At 73.4% G+C, this 21,172-nt stretch carries 19 protein-coding genes; 7 read left to right on the top strand and 12 right to left on the bottom strand.

Annotated features, from left to right (window positions below):
* Positions 1 to 161: 161 nt before the first annotated feature.
* Entirely contained in the window at positions 162 to 1,181 is a 1,020-nt protein-coding gene (locus ACIGXP_RS17005; protein WP_399768984.1) for an aspartate-semialdehyde dehydrogenase, read from the top strand.
* 28 nt (positions 1,182 to 1,209) lie between these two features.
* Here the strand turns inward: ACIGXP_RS17005 and ACIGXP_RS17000 are convergent, their stop codons facing one another.
* Positions 1,210 to 1,734, bottom strand: coding sequence for a DUF1203 domain-containing protein (locus ACIGXP_RS17000; protein WP_399768982.1), 525 nt, complete (start codon positions 1,732 to 1,734; stop codon positions 1,210 to 1,212).
* Positions 1,735 to 1,846: 112 nt separating this feature from the next.
* Here ACIGXP_RS17000 and pepN point away from each other — a divergent pair, with 112 nt between their 5' ends.
* Positions 1,847 to 4,423, top strand: coding sequence for an aminopeptidase N (pepN, locus tag ACIGXP_RS16995; RefSeq protein WP_399768980.1), 2,577 nt, complete (start codon positions 1,847 to 1,849; stop codon positions 4,421 to 4,423).
* A 67-nt stretch (positions 4,424 to 4,490) separates the two neighbouring features.
* Here the strand turns inward: pepN and ACIGXP_RS16990 are convergent, their stop codons facing one another.
* Both ACIGXP_RS16990 and ACIGXP_RS16985 read right to left on the bottom strand, forming a co-directional pair.
* Positions 4,491 to 5,438 (bottom strand): LysR family transcriptional regulator, encoded by a 948-nt coding sequence (locus tag ACIGXP_RS16990; RefSeq protein ID WP_363214871.1) that lies wholly within the window; start codon positions 5,436 to 5,438, stop codon positions 4,491 to 4,493.
* A gap of 9 nt (positions 5,439 to 5,447) precedes the next feature.
* On the bottom strand, positions 5,448 to 6,416 hold the full coding sequence (locus ACIGXP_RS16985; protein WP_399769100.1) for an NAD(P)-dependent oxidoreductase: 969 nt from the start codon (positions 6,414 to 6,416) through the stop codon (positions 5,448 to 5,450).
* Positions 6,417 to 6,456: 40 nt separating this feature from the next.
* Here ACIGXP_RS16985 and ACIGXP_RS16980 point away from each other — a divergent pair, with 40 nt between their 5' ends.
* On the top strand, positions 6,457 to 7,332 hold the full coding sequence (locus ACIGXP_RS16980) for a helix-turn-helix transcriptional regulator (RefSeq protein WP_399768977.1): 876 nt from the start codon (positions 6,457 to 6,459) through the stop codon (positions 7,330 to 7,332).
* Here the strand turns inward: ACIGXP_RS16980 and ACIGXP_RS16975 are convergent.
* The 3 genes from ACIGXP_RS16975 to ACIGXP_RS16965 are packed head-to-tail and all read right to left on the bottom strand — an operon-like array spanning position 7,304 to position 10,551.
* Complete coding sequence (locus ACIGXP_RS16975) at positions 7,304 to 8,233, bottom strand: DMT family transporter (protein WP_399768975.1); 930 nt, start codon at positions 8,231 to 8,233, stop codon at positions 7,304 to 7,306. The genes ACIGXP_RS16980 and ACIGXP_RS16975 overlap by 29 nt on opposite strands.
* 36 nt (positions 8,234 to 8,269) lie before the next feature.
* Positions 8,270 to 9,196 (bottom strand): EamA family transporter, encoded by a 927-nt coding sequence (locus ACIGXP_RS16970; RefSeq protein WP_399768973.1) that lies wholly within the window; start codon positions 9,194 to 9,196, stop codon positions 8,270 to 8,272.
* Positions 9,193 to 10,551: an MFS transporter gene (locus ACIGXP_RS16965; protein ID WP_399768971.1), complete on the bottom strand. Its 1,359-nt coding sequence runs from the start codon at positions 10,549 to 10,551 to the stop codon at positions 9,193 to 9,195. The genes ACIGXP_RS16970 and ACIGXP_RS16965 overlap by 4 nt, the downstream gene beginning before the upstream one ends.
* A gap of 104 nt (positions 10,552 to 10,655) precedes the next feature.
* Between ACIGXP_RS16965 and ACIGXP_RS16960 the strand changes: the two genes are divergently transcribed.
* Positions 10,656 to 11,162 (top strand): MarR family transcriptional regulator, encoded by a 507-nt coding sequence (locus tag ACIGXP_RS16960; protein WP_363214876.1) that lies wholly within the window; start codon positions 10,656 to 10,658, stop codon positions 11,160 to 11,162.
* Here the strand turns inward: ACIGXP_RS16960 and ACIGXP_RS16955 are convergent.
* Complete coding sequence (locus ACIGXP_RS16955) at positions 11,159 to 12,604, bottom strand: FAD-dependent monooxygenase (protein WP_399768968.1); 1,446 nt, start codon at positions 12,602 to 12,604, stop codon at positions 11,159 to 11,161. The genes ACIGXP_RS16960 and ACIGXP_RS16955 overlap by 4 nt on opposite strands.
* A gap of 129 nt (positions 12,605 to 12,733) precedes the next feature.
* Here ACIGXP_RS16955 and ACIGXP_RS16950 point away from each other — a divergent pair, with 129 nt between their 5' ends.
* Positions 12,734 to 13,312: a TetR family transcriptional regulator gene (locus ACIGXP_RS16950; protein WP_399768966.1), complete on the top strand. Its 579-nt coding sequence runs from the start codon at positions 12,734 to 12,736 to the stop codon at positions 13,310 to 13,312.
* A gap of 68 nt (positions 13,313 to 13,380) precedes the next feature.
* Here the strand turns inward: ACIGXP_RS16950 and ACIGXP_RS16945 are convergent, their stop codons facing one another.
* Entirely contained in the window at positions 13,381 to 14,322 is a 942-nt protein-coding gene (locus tag ACIGXP_RS16945) for a helix-turn-helix domain-containing protein (RefSeq protein ID WP_399768964.1), read from the bottom strand.
* Positions 14,323 to 14,567: 245 nt separating this feature from the next.
* Between ACIGXP_RS16945 and ACIGXP_RS16940 the strand changes: the two genes are divergently transcribed.
* Positions 14,568 to 16,064, top strand: coding sequence for an MFS transporter (locus tag ACIGXP_RS16940; protein ID WP_399768962.1), 1,497 nt, complete (start codon positions 14,568 to 14,570; stop codon positions 16,062 to 16,064).
* Between the two features lie 121 nt (positions 16,065 to 16,185).
* Here ACIGXP_RS16940 and ACIGXP_RS16935 read toward each other — a convergent pair whose 3' ends face one another.
* The 4 genes from ACIGXP_RS16935 to ACIGXP_RS16920 all read right to left on the bottom strand — a co-directional run bounded on the left by ACIGXP_RS16935 (position 16,186) and on the right by ACIGXP_RS16920 (position 19,622).
* Positions 16,186 to 16,455 carry a hypothetical protein gene (locus tag ACIGXP_RS16935; RefSeq protein WP_399768960.1) on the bottom strand — a complete coding sequence of 90 codons (270 nt, stop codon included), beginning with the start codon at positions 16,453 to 16,455 and terminating at the stop codon, positions 16,186 to 16,188.
* 58 nt (positions 16,456 to 16,513) lie between these two features.
* The gene (gene malQ / locus ACIGXP_RS16930) at positions 16,514 to 18,604 is read right to left on the bottom strand and encodes a 4-alpha-glucanotransferase (RefSeq protein ID WP_399768958.1); all 2,091 of its coding nucleotides are present in this window, start codon (positions 18,602 to 18,604) and stop codon (positions 16,514 to 16,516) included.
* Positions 18,605 to 18,838, bottom strand: coding sequence for a hypothetical protein (locus ACIGXP_RS16925; RefSeq protein WP_363216881.1), 234 nt, complete (start codon positions 18,836 to 18,838; stop codon positions 18,605 to 18,607).
* A gap of 247 nt (positions 18,839 to 19,085) precedes the next feature.
* Entirely contained in the window at positions 19,086 to 19,622 is a 537-nt protein-coding gene (locus ACIGXP_RS16920; protein WP_360086768.1) for an HNH endonuclease, read from the bottom strand.
* A gap of 325 nt (positions 19,623 to 19,947) precedes the next feature.
* Here ACIGXP_RS16920 and ACIGXP_RS16915 point away from each other — a divergent pair, with 325 nt between their 5' ends.
* Positions 19,948 to 21,057, top strand: coding sequence for a mechanosensitive ion channel family protein (locus tag ACIGXP_RS16915; protein ID WP_399768956.1), 1,110 nt, complete (start codon positions 19,948 to 19,950; stop codon positions 21,055 to 21,057).
* The last annotated feature ends 115 nt before the right edge of the window (positions 21,058 to 21,172 follow it).

The following is a 21,172-nucleotide window of genomic DNA, read 5'->3' as shown; positions in this document are numbered from 1 at the left end:
CTCCAGCTCAGCGCGGTGTCCGACGGACACAGGGAACCGTCCGGCGGGTGATCGTGTCCCACTCTTCGGGCACGCCTCGCAAAGAATTGGACAGGTGGACCGGGGTCGGCCGCATGATGGAAAAGCCCCGGTCATGCACGAGACACAAAGAGGGAGTCACTGTGAGGGTCGGAATCGTCGGAGCCACCGGTCAGGTCGGCACGGTCATGCGCAGGATCCTCACGGAACGCGACTTCCCGGTGACGCAGCTGCGCCTGTTCGCCTCGGCCCGCTCGGCCGGGACCGTGCTGGACGGGGTGACGGTGGAGGACGCGGCGACCGCCGACTACACCGGCCTGGACATCGTGCTCTTCTCCGCCGGCGGCGCGACCTCCAAGGCGCTGGCCGAAAAGGTCGCCTCCCAGGGCGCCGTGGTGATCGACAACTCCTCCGCCTGGCGCCGGGACCCGGACGTACCCCTGGTGGTCTCCGAGGTGAACCCGCACGCGGTCGCCGACCGCCCCAAGGGCATCATCGCCAACCCGAACTGCACGACGATGGCCGCGATGCCGGTCCTGAAGCCGCTGCACGAGGAAGCGGGCCTCGAAGCGCTCGTCGTCGCCACGTACCAGGCGGTGTCCGGTTCGGGTCTCGCGGGCGTGGCCGAGCTGCACGGCCAGGTGCAGAAGGTCGCCGCCGAGGCCGACAAGCTCACCCACGACGGCCGGGCGGTCGACTTCCCCGAGCCGAACGTCTACCAGCGCACCATCGCCTTCAACGTGCTCCCGCTGGCGGGCTCGATCGTCGACGACGGTCTGCACGAGACCGACGAGGAGCAGAAGCTGCGCAACGAGTCCCGCAAGATCCTGGAGATCCCCGCCCTGAAGGTCTCCGGCACGTGTGTGCGCGTCCCGGTCTTCTCCGGCCACTCCCTCCAGGTCAACGCCCGTTTCGCCCGCCCGGTCAGCCCGGAGCGCGCGACCGAGCTGCTCGCGAAGGCGCCGGGCGTCGCCCTGTCCGACATCCCGACCCCGCTGCAGGCGGCCGGCCAGGACCCGTCGTACGTCGGCCGCATCCGCCGTGACGAGACGGTGGACAACGGCCTCGCCCTGTTCATCTCCAACGACAACCTCCGCAAGGGCGCCGCGCTGAACGCGGTCCAGATCGCGGAGCTGGTGGCGGCGGAGCTGTCCGCGAAGTAGGTCGTCCGCGGGCAAGGGGCGGTCACGGTCACGTGGCCGCCCCTTGCGCACGCCGGCCCCGGTCCCGCCGCACCTCGTACAGAAAGCACCCGTACTCGACCGCCCGCACATGCACCACCGCCACCTCCGGATCGCTGAAGGCGTCCGTGAAGGCGTCCGCGAAGGCCCCGTCGCGGTTCTCCGCGGGCTCCACCAGGCGGCCGCCCAGGATCCGGCCGTCGGCTGCATAGCGGCGCAGTACGCGGTGGGCGTTCGTGAAGGGCAGGGCGGCGGTGCCGGACGGGCCCGGGCAGTCCTCCGCGTGGATGAAGACCGGGCCCTGCTCGTCGTACGCGCCGGGAGCGGCGCCCGTCTCGGCGGCCCAGCGGCGCAGCGGCGCGTACGAGACCAGGGCGATCGTCTCGCCGGGCTCACTGCGGCGCAGGCAGCAGCGCAGCGGGGCGCCGCCCTCCGCGTCGGTGAAGGGGGTCATGGGGCGCCCGGCGTCATCGGCGGCCCGCAGCTCCTTCAGGACCCGGGGCGGGACGGGGCGCGGGGTGTGTGTCGTCGTCATGGGTCCAGCGTCCTGCCGCGGCGCCCCGCTGACCGGCGGGAACCGGACATCGCGTTCCCTATGGGTCCCATGGAAGGATGGCGGAACCGACACATAACGAGGAGATGACCGCGTGCCTGGCACAAACCTGACTCGCGAAGAGGCGCAGCAGCGGGCCGAGCTGCTCACCGTTGACTCGTACGAGATCGATCTCGACCTCTCCGGTGCGCAGGAGGGCGGCACCTACCGGTCCGTGACCACGGTGCGCTTCGACGTCGCCCGCACGGGCGCGGAGTCGTTCATCGACCTGGTGGCCCCGGCCGTCCACGAGGTGGTCCTCAACGGCGACCAGCTGGACCCCGCCGAGGTCTTCAAGGACTCGCGGATCGCCCTGCCGGGGCTGCTGGAGGGGCGCAACGTCCTGCGCGTCGTCGCGGACTGCGCCTACACCAACACCGGCGAGGGTCTGCACCGCTTCATCGACCCCGTCGACGAGCAGGCCTACCTCTACACCCAGTTCGAGGTCCCGGATGCCCGCCGCGTCTTCGCCTCCTTCGAGCAGCCGGACCTGAAGGCCACCTTCCAGTTCACCGTGAAGGCGCCCGAGGGCTGGACGGTGATCTCGAACTCGCCGACGCCCGAGCCCAAGGACAACGTCTGGGCGTTCGAGCCGACCCCGCGCATCTCGTCGTACATCACGGCGCTGATCGTCGGCCCCTACCACTCGGTGCACAGCGTGTACGAGAAGGACGGGCAGAGCGTGCCGCTGGGCATCTACTGCCGTCCGTCCCTCGCCGAGTTCCTGGACTCGGACGCGATCTTCGAGGTGACCCGGCAGGGCTTCGACTGGTTCCAGGAGAAGTTCGACTACGCGTACCCCTTCGCGAAGTACGACCAGCTGTTCGTGCCGGAGTTCAACGCGGGCGCGATGGAGAACGCGGGTGCGGTGACCATCCGGGACCAGTACGTCTTCCGGTCCAAGGTGACCGACGCGGCGTACGAGGTGCGGGCCGAGACCATCCTGCACGAGCTGGCCCACATGTGGTTCGGCGACCTCGTCACGATGGAGTGGTGGAACGACCTGTGGCTGAACGAGTCGTTCGCCACCTACACCTCCATCGCCTGCCAGGCCGCCGCGCCCGGCTCCCGCTGGCCGCACTCGTGGACCACGTTCGCCAACTCGATGAAGACCTGGGCGTACCGGCAGGACCAGCTGCCGTCCACGCACCCGATCATGGCGGACATCCGCGACCTGGACGACGTCCTCGTCAACTTCGACGGCATCACGTACGCCAAGGGCGCGAGCGTGCTGAAGCAGCTCGTCGCGTACGTCGGCGAGGACGAGTTCTTCAAGGGCGTGCAGGCGTACTTCAAGGCGCATGCGTTCGGCAACACGCGCCTGTCCGACCTGCTCGGCGCGCTGGAGGAGACCTCCGGACGTGATCTGAAGACGTGGTCGAAGAAGTGGCTGCAGACGGCGGGCATCAACGTCCTCCGCCCGGAGCTCCAGACGGACGCCGAGGGTGTCATCACCTCCTTCGCCGTCCGCCAGGAGGCCCCGGAGCTGCCCGCCGGCGCCAAGGGCGAGCCGGTCCTGCGCCCGCACCGCATCGCGATCGGCCTCTACGACCTCGACGCCGGCTCCGGCAAGCTGGTGCGCACCGAGCGCATCGAGCTGGACGTCGACGGTGAGCTGACGGCCGTACCGCAGCTGACGGGCAAGCGCCGCCCGGCGGTCGTCCTGCTCAACGACGACGACCTGTCGTACGCCAAGGTCCGGCTGGACGAGGAGTCGCTGAAGACGGTCACCGAGCACCTCGGCGACTTCGAGCAGTCCCTGCCGCGCGCCCTGTGCTGGGCGTCGGCCTGGGACATGACCCGCGACGGGGAGCTGGCCACCCGCGACTACCTGTCCCTGGTGCTGTCCGGCATCGCCAAGGAGTCGGACATCGGTGTCGTCCAGTCGCTGCACCGCCAGGTCAAGCTCGCCATCGACCTGTACGCCGACCCGGCCGCCCGCGAGTCGCTGCTGACCCGCTGGACCGACGCCACGCTGGCCCACCTGCGTGCGGCCGAGCCGGCGAGCGACCACCAGCTGGCCTGGGCCCGTGCCTTCGCGGCGACCGCCCGCACCCCCGAGCAGCTGGACCTGCTGGAGGCGCTGCTGGACGGCACCCAGACCGTCGAGGGCCTGGCCGTGGACACCGAGCTGCGCTGGGCGTTCGTGGAGCGGCTGGCGGCGGTCGGCCGCTTCGACGAGGCGGAGATCGCGGCCGAGTACGAGCGGGACAAGACCGCGGCCGGTGAGCGGCACGCGGCCACCGCCCGCGCGGCCCGCCCGACGACGGAGGCCAAGGCGGAGGCCTGGGCCTCGGTCGTCGACTCCGACAAGCTGCCGAACGCCGTGCAGGAGGCCGTGATCGGCGGCTTCGTCCAGACCGACCAGCGCGAGCTGCTCGCGCCGTACGCGGACCGCTACTTCGAGGTCGTCAAGGACATCTGGGACGCGCGCTCGCACGAGATCGCCCAGCAGATCGCCATCGGCCTCTACCCGGCGGTCCAGGTCTCCGAGGAGACCCTGGCCAAGACGGACGCCTGGCTGGCCGCAGCCGAGCCGAACGCGGCCCTGCGCCGCCTGGTCTCGGAGTCCCGCGCGGGCATCGAACGCGCGCTGAAGGCCCAGGCGGCGGACGCCGCGACGGCCGAGTAGTCACGCACCCGAGGGGCGCCCGGCAGCACGCCGGGCGCCCCTTTCGCCGTCCTGGTCACTGCCCTGGTCACGGCGGGTCGTCTCGGTGAGTTCCCGTACGCGTCCGGTCCGGCGTGACCCGGGCCCCGGCCGCCGCCCGTAGGGCTTCGAGTACGTGTGCCACCGCCCGCCCCGTCTCCCCGCCCCTGCGCACCGCCGCCGTCACATGCCGCACCGGGCCGTCCGGGCCGAGGTCGCGCATGAGGACGCCGGCCCGGCGGACCGCCGCCATCCGTGGGACCAGGGCCACCCCCATGCCCGCCTCCACCATGGCCAGGATCGCGGTCCAGCCGGAGGCCGAGTGGCCCTGGTGGGGGCTGAAGCCGGCCGCCTCGCAGGCGCGGCGGGTGATGTCGGACCAGGGGCCGCTGCCGCCGAAGATCCAGGGTTCGGCGGCCAGGTCGGTGAGGGTCGGGGCGGGGGCCGTGGCCAGGGGGTGGCCGGGGGGCAGGGCGATGTCCAGGGGGTCGGTGAGCAGGGGGACCCGGGTGAAGCGGGGATCGGCCGCGCTGGGCGCCGACGCCGCGAGAGACAGGGCCAGGTCGACCTCTCCGGCGGCCAGCAGGTCGTAGGCCTCGGCGGCCTCCGCCTCCCGTATGCGGACGGTCACCCCGGGGTGCGTGTCGCGCAGGGCCCGTACGGCCGGTACGACCAGGGCGGGGACCGCGGTGGAGAAGGCGCCCACCCGTACCTCCCCCGCCTCCCCCTGGCGGTACGCCGCCAACGCCGCCTCCGTACGCTCCAGTTGCTCGAAGACCGGCTCGGCGTGGACCAGCACCAGGCGCGCCGCGTCGGTGAGCCGGACCCCGCGGCCCCGCGCCTCCAGCAGGGGTACGCCCAGCTGCCGGGCGAGGTTGGTGAGCTGCTGGGAGACCGCGGACGGGGTCATGTGCAGGGCCTCGGCCGTCGCGGTCACCGTCCCGCGCTCGCGCAGGGTGCGCAGGATCTGCAGCTTCCGGATGTCCCACTCGGCCATGCGGGCACGCTACCTGCCGGTCTCCCGTGCGACCGGATTCACCGTGCTCCAGTCCTCCTTGCCGCGCCCCTCGGCCAGCGCCGTGGAGAAGAGGCTGAGCACGCCGTCGAGGAGGGGATGGTGGCGCTGTCCCGTCGCGTCGGCCATGCGGGCCGCGTAGGCGAGGTCCTTGTGGGCCCACTCGGCCGAGAAGTTGACGGGCTCGGGCGGAGTGAGGTGACTGTCCCAGGCGAGCCGGGTGACCACGCCTCCGGGGCGGTCCAGCAGGGCCTCGCCGACCTGGCGCGTGTCCAGCCCCGCCGCCTCGGCCAGCCGCAGGGCCTCACCGAAGCCGGCCAGGTGGACGGCCTGGAGGGCGTTGAGGATGAGCTTGAAGCGGGTGCCCGCGCCGGCCGGCCCGAAGTGCCGTACGTCCCGGGCGATCGCGTCGAACACGGGCCGCAGCGCGGGCAGTCCGTCCGGGTCGCCGCCCGCGAGGAGCACCAGGGTGCCGGTGCGGGCCCCGGCGGCGCCTCCGGTGAGCGGCATGTCGTAGAAGGTACGGCCGCCCTGCGCGCAGAGCCCGGCCAGTTCCTCGATCCAGGCGACCGACAGCGTGGCGGAGGCGATGAGTACGGCGTTGCGGCGGGCGCCGGCCAGGATGCCGGCCGGGCCCTGCCACACCTCGCGGGAGGAGGCGTCGTCGGCGGTCACCTCGAAGACGACGTCGGCGTGGGACGCGGCCTCGGCGGGAGTGGCCGCCACCCGCGCGCCCGCGTCGGCCAGTTCGGCGGCCCGCTGCGGGCTGCGGTTCCAGACGGTCACGGTGTGCCCGTGCTTCAGCAGGTTCTCGGCCATGCCCCGGCCCATGATGCCGAGCCCCACCACGGCGACCTCTGCCATCTCCGGCTCCTCACATTCGGTCATGTCGTTCGGTGTCCCCCAGTCTGCGCGGCGGACCCCGCCCCGGGGACGCCCGCCGAAGAGGGGCCCTGGCAGGGCCCCGCACCGGCACCGCCGTGATCGTCATACTCGGTGGGTGGACATCGACAAGGCACCGGGACTGGGCGAGTTCCTGCGGATACGGCGGGCCAGGGTCACGCCCGAGCAGGCCGGGCTGCCGGCCACCACCGGCCGGCGGCGCACGGCGGGCCTGCGCCGGGAGGAGGTGGCGCTGCTCGCGGGCGTGAGCATCGAGTACTACCGGCGGCTGGAGCAGGGCAAGCAGCACCGGCCGGGGCCCGCCGTACTGGAGGCGGTGGCCCGGGTGCTGCGGCTGGACGAGGACGAGCGACGGCACCTGTTCGAGCTGGCGCAGGCCCCCGACACCCCGGCACCCTCCGGGGCCCCGGAGCGTGCGCTGCGCCCGGACGTGCTGCGCATGCTCGACATCGTCGACCCCTGTCCGGCGTACGTCCTCAGCCGCGCGAACGACCTGCTCGCCGCCAACCCGCGAGGCCTGCGGCTGCTCCCGGGCATCGAGGAGTGGCCCGGGCCGCGCCGCAACACCGCCCGCTACACCTTCCTGCACCCGGCCGCGCGCCGGCTGTACGGCAACTGGGAGGAGGTCGCCGCGGCCACCGTCGCCCATCTGCGCGCGGCGGCCGGCCGTCATCCGGACGCGCCGGACGTCACCGGCGTGGTCGGCGAACTGGTCGTCAAGAGCGAGGAGTTCGCCGCTCTGTGGCAGCGGTACGAGGTGCGCAGCCGGACCAACGGCCGCAAGCACTTCACCCATCCCGCCACCGGCACCATGACCTTGAGCTACGAGGCGTACGAGGTCGCCCGCACCGACGGCCACCGGCTGATCGTGTACCAGGCCGAGCCGGGCAGCCCGGACCACGACGCCATGATCCTGCTGGGACACGCCGGCAACACCGCCGCCGTCAGCGCCGGGAGCCGGCGCCCAGGATGACCCCGCCCAGGATCAGCGCGGTCGACAGCAGTTGCGGCAGGCCCGTCGTCTCGCCGAGCACGGCCCAGGACAGCAGGGCCACACAGACCGGCTGAAGGTGGTAGACGATGCCCGCACGGGTCGCGCCGATCAGGGTGACGGCCTTGTTCCAGGCGAAGAAGGCGAGCGCGGAGGAGGCCACGCCGACGTAGAGGAGGGGCAGGATTGTGCCGGGGGTGGGGTGGAAGGACCCCTGCACGGTCACACTCACCGCCTGTGCGGGCAGCAGCAGGACCGTGCCGGTCAGGAACGTGGCGAACAGGAAGCCGGTGCCCGAGAGCCCGGCGGGCCGGCGGCGCAGCAGTGCGCTGTAACCGGCGAAGCAGCAGGCCGCGGCGATCATCCACAGGTCGCCGGGCGAGAAGTCCGCTCCGCCGCCGAGCAGCAGGGCCACGCCCGCGCAGGCGATGAGCAGCCCGGTGGTGCGCCGCGCGCCGAGCCGTACGCCGCCCAGCCGTTCGCAGACCGCCATCAGCACCGGCGAGGCGGCCATGATCATGCCCATGGTGGCGGCGGGGGTGGTCAGTCCGGCCTGGTTGACGAGGGTGTTGTAGACGGCCACGCCGAGGAGGGAGGCGAGCAGAATGTAGCCGGCGTGACGGCGCAGCAGGGCCCGCCGGCGCCAGGCCTCCCGCGCACCGAAGGGCGCTACGGCGAGGAGGGCGATCACCCAGCGCCAGAAGGCGTGCTGGACGGGCGGGACGCTGTCGTGCAGGCCGCGTGAGGTGACGAAGCTGCCCGACCAGACGACCGTGGCGAGCGCGGCGCAGGCGAGGCCGAGCAGGGGGGCGGCGGCCTGGCGCGGGCGGCGGGCGGCGGCCGGGGCGACGGTGGTGGGGGTCCGGTGCGGGACGGCTGTCACAGAGGTCCTTTCGGCGAGGTTCCGGTGCTGTGTGCCCTACCGTCGCAGCGGACGATCGGTCAGGTCCATCGAAAGTTTCCGACGGTTCTTTTCAGAGAAACTGAACGATGTGGGGCGGCTTCTGCGCTGGCCCGCCAGCGTCGCGCCGAAGGCCAGCGCCATGCCCGTCACCTGCACCGGGGTGAGCGTCTGGCCGAGGGCCGCCCAGCCGACGACGGCCGCGGTCAGCGGGGAGAGCGGGCCGAGGAGGGCGACCTGGGGGGCGCTGAGCCGGCCGATGCCGCGGAACCAGAGCCAGTACGCCACCGCCGTGTTGGCCAGCGCGAGGTAGGCGTAGCCGCCGACGGCCGGGGTGTCCAGGGCGGGCGGGGTGCCCTCGGCCAGGAGAGCGACGGGCGCGATGAGCAGGCCGCCCGCGGTGAGCTGCCAGCCGGTGAGCGCCAGCGGGCCGACCCCGTCCGGGCGGCCCCACCGCTTGGTCAGGACCGTACCGGCGGCCATCGAGGCGGTGGCGGCGACGGCCGCGAGCAGGCCGACGGCGTCGAGCGTCCCGGTGCCCTGGAGGACGACGAGGCTGACGCCGAGCGCGGCGACGACGCCGGTGACGAGCGTGCGCGGAGCCGGTCGCTGCCCGAGCAGCAGCGCCGAGAGGCCGACGACGAACAGCGGCTGAACCGAGCCGACGACGGCGGCCATACCACCGGGCAGCCGGTACGCCGACACGAACAGCAGCGGGAAGAAGGCACCGATGTTCAGCGCGCCGAGCACCGCCGACCGCCACCACCAGCCGCCGCGCGGCAGCACCCGGGTCACCGCCAGCAGGACGAGTCCGGCGGGCAGGGCCCGCAGCAGCGCCGTGAACAGGGGGCGGTCCGGCGGCAGGAGTTCCGTGGTGACCGCGTAGGTGGTTCCCCAGGAGACCGGGGCGAACGCGGTGAGCAGGACGGTGGCGGATCGCCTCATGCCCGGACCCCTTCCGGGCCGGCAGTGACGGCAGCGGACGCGGCGGCCGGGACAGCGGCCCGGGCCGGGGCGGGGGCGACGGTGCGGGCCACCGGCGCCGGCAGGGGTGCCGCCTCGGCCGGCAGCGGGCGTACCGCCTCCGGCGGCAGGTGGCGTTCCGTGCGGATCAGGAGGGCGGCGGCCGCCGCCGAGGTCAGGACGAGCACGGCCCACGGTGCCCGGCCGTCCAGCGCGAGCAGGGCCGTGAACAGGGAGGGCGCCACCGCCTTCGCGAGCGACCAGGACATCTGGTACGCCGCCAGATACCGTCCGCGCACCGCCTCGGGTGCCGTCTCGACCGCGAGCACCTGGGCGGCGGGGCTGTGGATCAGCTCGCCGAGGGTGTAGACGACGACCACGGTGACCACGGCGCCGCCCAGGACCGCGGCCGACGTCGGCCGCACGGTGCCGAGCACGATCTGTGCGGTGAAGGCGGTCGCGAACAGGGCCCCGCCCAGCGCCGCCGCCCGGGTGCGCCGGGCACCGGCCCGGCGGACCCGCGCACCGACGCCGACCCCGGCCACCGCGCACAGCACGGTGTTGAGGGTGAACGCGGCACCGGTGAGCACCGAGGGACCGTGCAGCCACTCCACCATGAACAGCGGGAAGAGGACCGACAGGGCCGAATAGCTCAGTGCGTTCAGGAAGTTGGCGCCGGTGACGACCAGGAAGGGCCGGTCGGCGAGGACGAGCCGGTAGCCGGCGCCCGCCCGGTGCGGGACCGGGGCCTCCCCGGTCGTACGCACCGGCCGCAGGGGCCGCAGCAGCAGCGCGGCGAGCGCGAAGGAGAGGGCGTTGCCCCAGGCCGCGTACGTGTAACCGGCACTGCCCGCCAGGGAGATGACCAGCGTCGCCAGCAGCGCACCCGCCCCGCTTCCGGCGTTCTGCAGCGCGCGCGTCGACGCCTGCAGCCGGTCCCGCCCCGCCCCGCGCGCCACCTCACCGATCAGGGACTGCTGTACGGCGGGGAAGGCCCGGTCGGCGGCGGCCGTGACCAGGGCCACGGCCGCGAAGGCGGCGAGGGAGCGGGCGAAGGGGTAGAGGGCGAAGCCGGCGACCCGGACGCCGTACAGCGCGTACAGCACGCGCTTGGCGCCGTATCGGTCCACCGCCGTCCCGGCGAGCGGGAGTACGGCGATGCCCGCGAGGCCGGTGGCGGTGAGCACGGCGCCCACGACCGTGAAGGACAGCCCGGTCACGGCGTGGAAGAAGACCAGCGTGAACGGGACGTACATACCGGTGCCGACGCCGTTGACGGCGGCGGTGAGCGGCAGGGCCCGTTCACCCGGGATGCGCTCACTCTTTCGTGTCTCCATGCCTGCTCCCTTGAAGTAGCTTGGTGAAAAGTAGCTTAGCACTAAGCGACTTTCCATCAAGCTACTTTCTTGCTGACGACTGTCCGGGAGGCGATACTCGGACCATGAGTGCAGGCAAGGATCCCGTCGACGCGATCGTCGACCAGTGGGCGGCCGTGCGGCCCGACCTCGACTACCGGGCGATGGAGGTCTTCGGGCGGATCTACCGCCTCTCCCGGGCCATGGGCGACCGTATGGAGAAGGCGTACCAGCCGTACGGCATCTCCCGCGGCGAGTTCGACGTCCTCGCGACCCTGCGCCGCGCCGGCGAGCCGTACACACTCTCGCCGCGGCAGCTGTCGGCCACCCTGATGCTCACCACCGGCGGGATGACCGGCCGTCTCGACAAGCTGGAGAAGGCCGGACTGCTGCGCCGCTCCCCCGACCCGCACGACCGCCGGGGGCTGAAGGTGACGCTGACCGAGAAGGGGCTGGACGTCATCGACCGGGCGGTCGGCGCGGGCCTCGCGGTGCAGACCCAGGCCCTGTCACTCCTCGACGACGAACAGGTCGGCCAACTGACCGACCTGCTGAGGGAGTTGCTCGCCGGAACCCTGGAGGCGCCGCACTAACCGCCGACGTGCGCGGCGACCGCCGCCTCGATGTCCGCCCGGGCGGCCGAGTCGGCGGCCCAGGCCGCGTACCCGTCGGGGCGGACCAGCACGGTCGTACGGCGGTCGCTCGCCCAGTGCGCCACGGCCAGCCGGTCCGCGCGGGCGGGGTCCGCCGCGTACGGCTCGGCGGTGATCAGCACGAACCGGCCCCCGCGCAGCGCCTCGTGCAGCCGGCCGCCGCCGGCCAGGGCGACGTCCGGGACGCGGGCGCCGGTCAGAGGGTGGGCGCCGCGCGGCGCGGGGTAGCGGTAGCCGATGCCGGTGATCTGGGCGGCGACCGCGCGCCGGGCGGGGCCGACGGCGTTCAGGAACGCGGTGAGCGCGGCGCGGGCCGCGAGGGCCCAGGGACGCTTGGCCATGGCGAGACGGACGATCCCGCCGCTGCTGTGCAGCACTGCCCGGCCCACGGGGTGCCGCTCGGCCTGGTAGGTGTCGAGCAGGGCGGGATCCGCGTGCCCGGTGACGACCGTGGCCAGCTTCCAGCTCAGGTTGGCCGCGTCCTGCAGCCCGGTGTTCATGCCCTGACCGCCGGCCGGGGTGTGCACGTGGGCGGCGTCTCCGGCCAGGAAGACCCGCCCGACCCGGTAGGCGGGCGCCTGCCGTTCGTCGCTGTGGAAGCGGGACATCCAGCGGGCGTCGTGCATCCCGAAGTCCCGGCCCAGGGCGAGGCGGGTGATCTCCTGGATCTCGGCCAGGTCCAGCGGCTCGGTGTCGGGGACATTGCGGCCGCGGTGCCAGCCGATCACCCGGTAGTAGCCGTCGCCGAACGGCGCGAGGAAGGCGAAGGCGTCACCGACGGCGTTGACGGTGAGCAGGGCCGGCGGCTTCTCGGCGAGCCGGACATCGGCGAGGACCACCGACCGGATCACCGACTTGCCCGGGAAGGGCAGCCCGATCGCGTCCCGTACGGCACTGCGCATGCCGTCGGTGCCGACGACATACGCCGCGCGCAGGGTCTCCGTGCGCCCCTCGGGGCCGCGCACCTCGACGCTCACCCCGTCCGCGTCCTGGGTGAGCCCGGTCAGCTCGGTCTCGTGACGGAAGTCGGCGCCCGCCTCGACCGCGCGCCGCTCCAGGGCCTTCTCGACCTCGTACTGCGGCAGGACGAGGAGGTGACGGAAGCGGGAGGGGAGGGCGGCGAGGTCCACGGTGAGCCGGCCGAAGAGACGGAGGCGGTCGAGGGGCCGGCCCACGGCCTCCAGATCGTCGGCGACACCGCGCGCGTCGAGCTGCTCCAGGGTGCGGGCGTGCAGCACGAAGGCGCGGGAGAGGTTGCTGACGGTGTGGGGGCGCTTTTCGAGGACGGTGACCGGGACGCCGGCGGCGGCGAGGTCACCGGCGAGGAGCAGGCCGGTGGGGCCGGAGCCGACGACGATGATGTTTCCCTTGGTGCCGTTCATGGTGACCTCCTGGGTGCCAACGCCTGTTGGTCAACGTGTGTTGGTCAACGCTTGTTGGCAACGCTAGGACCGGGCTGCGGAGGAAGTCAACACTTGTTGGCACACAGTTGTTGGCCTACGCTCGTTGGCATGACCGGCAGCACCAGGACCACCCAGGCACGCCGCTCGGATGCCACCCGTACCGCCATCCTCGACGCCGCCCGCGAGCGGTTCGCCGCCGACGGCTACGAGCGGGCCACCATCCGGGCCATCGCCAAGGACGCGCGCATCGACCCGTCGATGGTCATGCGCTACTACGGCAGCAAGGAGGGACTGTTCGCGGCGGCCGTCGCGCTGGATCTGCGGCTGCCCGATCTGGCGGGGGTGCCGAAGGACGAGGTCGGGCGGGAGCTGGTGGGCCACTTCCTCGGCCTGTGGGAGGAGAACGAGGAGCTGACGGCCGTCCTCCGGGTCGGCGTCACCAACCCGGCCGGAGCCGAACGGATGCAGGGCATCTTCCGGGACCAGCTGCTGCCGGTGGCCCGGCAGGTGTGCCCCGACCCCGAGCAGGCCCCCGCCCGGGCGGCGCTGTGTGCCGCCCAGCTGCTCGGGCTGGCCCTGACCCGCTACGTGCTGCGCCTGCCACCGGCCCGGGAGCTGACCCACGAGGAACTGCTGGCCTGGCTGGGGCCGACCGTCCAGCGGTATCTGACGGCGCCCAGTCCCTGAGCCGCACCGCCACCACCCCGACGCCCCCGAGCGCACCGCCGCGGCACCGGACGAACGGGTGCCCGGGCTCAGCCGGTGGAGGTGCGGGCCGGGGACGGCGTCGGGGCGGGCCATGGCTCGGCGTCCGGCTCCGGATGGCCCGAGGGCACCGACTCCGGCCGGGCGTCGGCGCAGTCCAGGCGGCACATGGCCGCCTCGTCCGGGGTACCGGGGGCCGCCTGGTAGACCACCATCCGCTGGCCGCCCGTCCGGGCCAGCCGCATGACCTCGTAGGTCAGGGTCATCGGTCCGACCTTCGGATGCCGGAAGGACTTTTGCCCACCGCCCCGCTCGCACACGTCGTACCGCTCCCACAGCCGCGCGAACTCCGGTGACTTCAGCACCAGTTCGCCGACGAGCGCGGTCAGCTCGGGGTCGTCCGGATCGGCCCCGGCGACGGCCCGCAGATGCGCCACCGAGAGCGCGACCGTCTCCTCCCACGGCTCGTAGAGCGTCCGGCCGACCGGGTGGAGGAAGAGATAGCGGGTCAGGTTGCGCTGGTCCTGCGGCCAGTCCCAGAGTCCGGGCAGCAGTCGCCGGGCGGGCGGGTTCGCGGCCAGTACGCGGTTGTAGCGGCTCACCACATAGGCGGGGAGCGGGCGCACCGACTCCAGCATGCGCAGCACCGAGTCGCGGACGGTGTTGTCGGACGAGGCGGGCAGCTCGGCGATCCGGCCGGAGGCCAACTCCACCAGCTCGTGCAGGCGTTCGTAACCGTCGCCGCGCAGTCGCAGGGCACGGCCGATGGCGTCCACGACGGCGGGCGAGGGATTGGTCTCCCGGCCGCGCTCCAGGCGGATGTAGTAGTCGACACTCACCCCGGCCAGCGCGGCCAGTTCCTCCCTGCGCAGTCCGGGAGTGCGGCGCAGGCCCGCGCCGACCGGGAGGCCGACGTCCTCCGGGCGGACCTGCGCCCTGCGGGCCTTGAGATATCTGCCGAGCTCGGTGCCCCGTGCGTCTGCTGCTGCCATTCGGCCCATTGTGGCAGGCGGGCCGGGAAGGTGGGGGGCCCTGTCAGGGCCTGGAACGCCGCACCCCGGGAACAGCCCGGTCTGCCGGACGGCCGCGTGGCGACGGAGAGTTGTTCCTGCAGCGGGCGGCCCGGCCGCCGGGGCCCAGGGGGTGCGAGGCACAGGACCGCGGCCCCCGCGGACCGGAGCCGCCCGCCCACTCCCCTGACCCCGCGTCAATCACCCCTTGCCCAAAGGAGTTCACCATGCGGTCCACCCCTTCCCTTTCCGCGTCCGCGTCCTCGTCCTCGTCCACCGCGTCGGCCCACGGGCACGGCCAGGAGTCGTCGGTGCCCGCACTCCGGCGACGGCATCCGCACCGGTCCCGACCAGCCGCGCCGCCCGCCGACGCGCCCGCCGTGCCGCGGCGCGGCGGCGTCGCACTGATCGCTTCGCTGCTCGGCTTCACGGTGATCACCATCGACGTCTCGGCCGTGAACATCGCCCTGCCCGCGATAGGCAAGTCCCTCAGCGGCGGGATGGCCGGACTGCAGTGGGTGGTGGACGCGTACACGCTGATGTTCGCGGCCCTGATGCTCTCCGCCGGCGCCCTCGCCGACCGCGCCGGCGCCCGCCGCGCCTACGCCTGGGGCGTCGCCCTGTTCACCCTGGCCTCCCTCGGCTGCGCGCTCGCGCCGGGCATCGGCGTGCTCGTCGGCGCGCGCGTGGCGCAGGGCGGGGCCGCCGCTGTGGTGCTGCCGGCCTCGCTGGCGCTGATCCGGCACTCCTACGAGGACGCCCGGGAGCGTGCCCGCGCCATCGCGCTGTGGACGGTCGGCGGCTCGGTGGCGATGGCCGCGGGCCCGGTACTGGGCGGGCTGCTCACCGACTCGGCCGGCTGGCGGGCGGTCTTTCTGCTCAACCTCCCGGTGGGCGCGGTGATCCTGGGCCTGCTGGTCCGCGTGCCGCGCTCCCCGCGCCGGCCTGCCGCGCTGGACGGCGGCGGCCAGCTCACCGCCGTACTGGCCCTGGCCGGGCTTGCCTTCGCGGTGATCGAGGGCGGCCACCAGGGCTGGACCAGCGGCCCGGTGCCGGCCGCCGCCGCGATCGCCGTCGTCTCCGGGTACGCCTTCCGCGTGGTGGAGGCCCGGCACCGCCGGCCCATGGTCCCGCTGGACATGCTGACGGACCGCCGGGTGGCCGTCCCGCTGGCGGTCGGCTTCGCCGTCAACGCCGCCTTCTACGGCGGGATCTTCCTGCTCGGGCTGTACTACCAGCAGCTGCGCGGGATGTCGGGGATCACGGCCGGGCTGATGTTCGTCCCGATGTCGGCGGTGGTGACGGCGACCAACCTGGTGTCGCCACGGCTGGCGGAGCGGATCGGGCGGCGGCCGGTGATCGTCGCCGGACAGCTGATCTTCACCGGAGCGATGCTGGCGATGCTGCCGCTGGCCGCGCACACCCCGGTGTGGCTGGTGCTGGTCCTGCTGCTGCCGCTGAGCATCGGCGGGGCGCTCGTGGTGCCCGCGCTGACCGCGCTGCTGATGGACGCCGTCCCGGGAGAGCGCGCGGGGACCGCGTCGGGGCTGCTCAACTCGTTCCGCCAGACCGGTGGCGCGCTCGCCGTCGCTCTCTTCGGCAGCCTGCTCTCCGGCGCCGACGGCGGCTTCTCCCTTCCGGGCATGCGCGTCGGCCTGCTCGCCGTCGCCGGCCTCCTCCTCGCCACCACCGCGTTCTCCCGCCTCCTCCTGCCCCGTGGCTGACCTGCGGCCATGGGCCCGCGCCGGAGGCAAAAACGCCGGGGGCACCGTCCTCACCGCGGTACGGCATCACGCGCGTACCGGTGGGAGGACAGGTGCCCCCGGCGATCGAAGCGGTGTCCGGTCAGGCCTTGGCCGCCGACTTCGCCCTGGACGAGGGGGTGGTGACCCTGGCCTTGGACCTGTCCAGCGCCATCACCAGTCCGGTGATGACCACGAACAGCGCGATCGGAAGCAGCACGTAGAGGCCCAGCGTCTGGATGACGCTCAGGCCATGGCCGGGGTCGTCGCCGTCGTCGCGGGTCAGCGCGAGCGCGGGGGACGACATGAGCAGCATCATCAGCGTCGTACCGGCGGCCAGGGCGCCGGCGCGCAGGGCGTTCTTCTTGTCCACGATCTCAAGTTAGCGAATCACCCGGAAGGCCGCGCGGGCGGGGTCCTGTACCGGGCGTTCACCCACCCCTGAGCTGCGTGAACACATCGAGCAGGGCGCGCAGCCGGGGCGCTGCCGTCAGCTCCTCCAGCGGCACCGGCCGGCCCTCGCGGTCCGCGATCGGCAGCCGCCAGTTCGGGTACTGGTCCCAGGTTCCCGGCAGGTTCTGCGGGCGGCGGTCCCCGACACCGTCCGGGAGCCAGATGCCGATCAGCCGGGCGGGGGTGCGCAGCAGGAAGCGGTGGACGGCGCGGATCTCCTCCTCCTCGTCGGTGCCGGGCGGCCCGGCGGCCGTCAGGTCCAGCAGGCCGAGGCTGCCGAGCAGGGCGAGCCACTCGGCGGTGTCGGCGACGGCCTCGGCGCGTTCCTCGGCGGCCGGGCGGGTGAGCAGGCCGAGGCGGTCGCGCAGGTCGACGTGGTCGCCGGTGAGCCGGGCGGCGGTGGGCGGCAGATCGTGCGTGGTGGCGGTGGCCAGGCAGTCGGCGCGCCAGCGGTCGGGCGGCAGCGGGCGTCCGTCGCCCTCCCAGTCGCGTTCGAACCACAGCACCGAGGTACCGAGGACCCCGCGCCGTTGCAGGGTCTCGCGGACGCCGGGCTCGACGGTGCCGAGGTCCTCGCCGATGACGACGGCTCCGGCGCGGGTGGCCTCCAGGGCGAGGATCGCGAGCATGGCGTCGGCGTCGTAGCGGACGTACGTGCCGCCGGTGGGCGGGCTGCCCTGAGGGACCCACCACAGCCGGAACAGGCCCATGACGTGGTCGATGCGCAGCGCGCCGGCGTAGCGGAAGAGGGCGCGCAGGAGGTCGCGGTAGGCGCTGTATCCGGAGCCGGCGAGGCGGTCGGGGCGCCAGGGCGGCAGGCCCCAGTCCTGGCCGCGGGCGTTGAAGGCGTCGGGCGGGGCGCCGACGGACATGCCGGCGGCGAACACGTCCTGCTGCGCCCAGGCGTCGGCGCCGGCCGGGTGCACGCCGACGGCGAGGTCGTGCACGATCCCGACCCGCATGCCGGCCTCACGGGCGGCGCGCTGGGCGGTGCGCAGCTGGCCGTCGGTGAGCCAGGCGAGACGGGCGTGGAACTCGATCCGGTCGGCGAGCTCGGCGCGGGCGCGGGCGGTGGCGGCCGAGCGGGGGTCGCGCAGGCCCTCGGGCCAGGTGTGCCAGTCGGGGCCATGGGTCTCGGCGAGGGCGTACCAGGTGGCGTGGTCGTCGAGGGCCTGGCCGTGGGCGGCGCGGAAGTCGTCGTAGGCGGCCCGGCGGCCGGGGCCCAGGGGGACGGCGAGGACCAGTTCCAGTGCCTCCCGCTTCAGCTCCCACACCGCGTCGCGGTCGATGAGGGCGCCCTTGTCCAGGACGGCGGCGCGCAGCCGCTCGGCCCGCTCCAGCGGCCCGCTCAGCCGCCCGCGGTCCGCGATGTACGCGTACTCGGGGATGTCCTCGATCCGCAGGTGCACGGGGTCGGGGAAGCGGCGGGAGGAGGGGCGGTACGGGGAGGGGTCGGTGGGGGCGCCGGGTACGGCCGCGTGCAGCGGGTTGACCTGCACGAATCCGGCGCCGGCGGTGCGTCCGGCCCAGCCGGCCAGCTCGGCGAGGTCACCGAGGTCGCCCATGCCCCAGGAGCGGCGGGAGAGCAGGGAGTACAGCTGGACGAGGAGGCCGTGGGAGCGGCCGGGCGGGGCGGGCAGCCGGTCGGGGGCGACGACGAGGTGGGCATGGCCGGTGCGGCCGTCGGGGGCGGTGGCGGTGACGCGGTGCACGCCGAGCGGGAGGTTCCAGGTCCCGTCCCGCTCCTGACCCTCCTCGGTCCGCACCCGCAGGCGGGTGCCGGGCGGCAGCGCAGCGAGGGCTGCGGAGCCCTGCGGGTCGCCGGACCAGTGCACGACCGTCGGCGGCAGCAGGCGCTCGCGCAGTGCGCGTTCGCGGGCGGCGAGCGCGGTGCGTACGGCGTCGGGTCCGGCCGCGTCGACGTCGAGGGCGGCCAGCGCGGCGACCACGGCGGAGGCGGGGACCGGGACGTCGCGGCCCGGGGCGGGGCTGTAGGAGGTGGCGACCCCGTGCAGCTCGGCGAGCCGGGACAGTTCCGCGTCCGCGAGGTCCTCGAACGCCGCGGCCATCTACAACCCCGCGCCGAAGCCGTCGGACTCGCTGGTCAGCGGGGTGGCCTCGGCGAGCGGCGGCTCGCTGGTCAGGGGCTCGGCGTCGGGCAGGGGCGGTTCGCTGGTCAGCGGGGCCTGGGCGCTGGCGCCCTCCGCGCTGAAGACGCACAGCGGTGCCTCGGCGGTCGTGGCGGACGGCTCCGCCACGGGTTTGCACTGGGCCGGGATCGAGAGTCGAGCGGGTGCGGCCACGGGGGTCTCCTCGGGGTGGGTCGATCGGTCGCGTCGGATGATGCGCCTTTGAACGGGTTACGGCAGGCCTACCCCGTGACGGCGTCCGCACTCGCGGCCGTTTTCGGGCGCACCGGCAGCTGGAGACCCAGTCGGTGAGCCCCGACGCTTCTTCTCCGTGGGGGAGCGACCGGCCGCGGAGCACCCGCAGCCGTCGCACGACAACCACCGCGCCCCCTGAGGGGCGCAGAAAACACCGGCCCGTATCTCAGGCGGAGATGCCGTCGATCCGGGCCAGGGCATCATCCGCACCATAGGGCTGCAGATAGGGCAACCACCGCGGATCCCGATGCCCGGTACCGATGATCCGCCAGGCGAGCCCGGTCGGCGGAGCCGGCTTGTGCCGCAGCCGCCACCCGAGTTCGACGAGGTGACGGTCGGCCTTGACGTGGTTGCAGCGGCGGCAGGAGGCCACCACGTTGTCCCAGCGGTGTTGGCCCCCGCGGCTGCGCGGGATGACGTGGTCGACGCTGGTTGCGACGCCACCGCAGTACATGCACCGGCCCCCGTCGCGGGCGAAGAGCGCGCGGCGGGTGAGAGGAACGGGCCCCCGGTAGGGAACCCGTACGAATCGCTTGAGCCGGACCACGCTGGGTGCGGGGACTGTGACGGTTGCGCTGTGCATATAGGCGCCGGATTCCTCCAGGGAGACAGCCTTGTTCTCCAGGACGAGGACGAGCGCGCGGCGGAGCGGTACGACGCCGAGCGGCTCGTACGACGCGTTGAGGACCAGGACATGCGGCACGGGTGCCTCCTTGGGCGTCGGCGGCGCGTGGCTCGCGCCGGGACGATCTGCAGTCAGTCTCCCCTCATGCCTGGTGGAAGCGCCACCATGTCCCGGTAACGGGCTGGGAGTGTTTTCGACCACACCCGATTCATCCCCCGGATCATGGCCGGTTCAAGCCAGGTGAGCCCTGTCTCTCCTGCGCCCCTCCTTGGCGGATCCGCGCGGGGCACACACAATGCCCCGTTAGTGTGGTGGTCCTGTCCGTCCGGTGACCTTTTCGTGACCTTGAAGACCGTGACCGCCCCGCCGGTACGGACCGCGCAGCACCTTGGAGGTACCTGCCGTGTCGTCCTTGCCCGCCGTCCTGCTGGCCGCCGGTGCGTCGCCGACCCCGTCCCCTTCCCCCTCGCAGTCGACGCCGACCGTGCCGTCGTTCCAGGACGCCCAGCAGAGCGCGACGAACGCGGCGAGCTGGGTCGAGCAGAACTGGTCGACGTGGCTCGCGATGGGACTGCAGATCCTGCTGATCGTGGTCGTGGCGGTGGCACTGCGCGCGGCGGTGCGCCGGGCGATAACCAAGCTGATAGACCGGATGGGCCGCACCGTACAGGCCGTGGACGGCACGGCGCTGGGCGGGCTGCTGGTCAACGCCGAGCGGCGGCGGCAGCGGTCGGCGGCGATAGGTTCCGTGCTGCGGTCGGTGGCGAGCTTCCTGATCCTCGGTACGGCCGCGCTGATGGTGCTGTCCACCTTCAAGATCAATCTTGCGCCGCTGCTGGCGTCGGCCGGTGTGGCCGGTGTGGCGATCGGTTTCGGCGCGCGGAACCTGGTCACCGACTTCCTCTCCGGTGTGTTCATGATCCTGGAGGACCAGTACGGCGTCGGTGACGTGATCGACGCCGGGGTGGCCACCGGTGAGGTGATCGAGGTCGGCCTGCGCGTGACCAAGCTGCGCGGCGCGGACGGCGAGATCTGGTACGTCCGCAACGGCGAGGTCAAGCGGATCGGCAACCTCTCCCAGGGCTGGGCGACGGCGGGCGTGGACGTCACCGTGAAGGCGTCCGAGGACCTGGACCGGGTCAAGGCCACCCTCGACGACGTCGCCGAACACCTGAGCAAGGAAGAGCCCTGGAACGAACTGCTCTGGGGCCCGGTCGAGGTGCTCGGACTGGACTCCCTCCTGATCGACTCCATGGTGGTGCGGGTCTCGGCGAAGACGATGCCGGGCAAGGCGCTGACGGTCGAGCGCGAGCTGCGCTGGCGGATCAAGCGGGCGTTCGACCGGGCGAGCATCCGGATCGTGGGCGGTGCGACGTCGGTCGAGGACGCGGAGGACATCCCCGACCCCGCGGCCTCGGTGGCGGCCCCGTCGGTCTTCGCCAACGCGGACTCGCCGCAGGCGGCCGCGACGACACCGATCACTCCGCAGCGGGCGACGCCCCCGGGCAAGTAACGGAACGGTTCGGCACACACCAAGACCGCCCAACCGCTCCTCCTCCCCGGCCCCGAGACAACAACTCCGTCACCTCGGGGCCGCTGTCTATTGACGCCCCCTTCCTCCTGGGCTT

Source organism: Streptomyces sp. NPDC053069, assembly GCF_044546895.1.
Lineage (GTDB): Bacteria > Actinomycetota > Actinomycetes > Streptomycetales > Streptomycetaceae > Streptomyces.
This window is presented reverse-complemented; position numbering and strand designations above follow the sequence as displayed.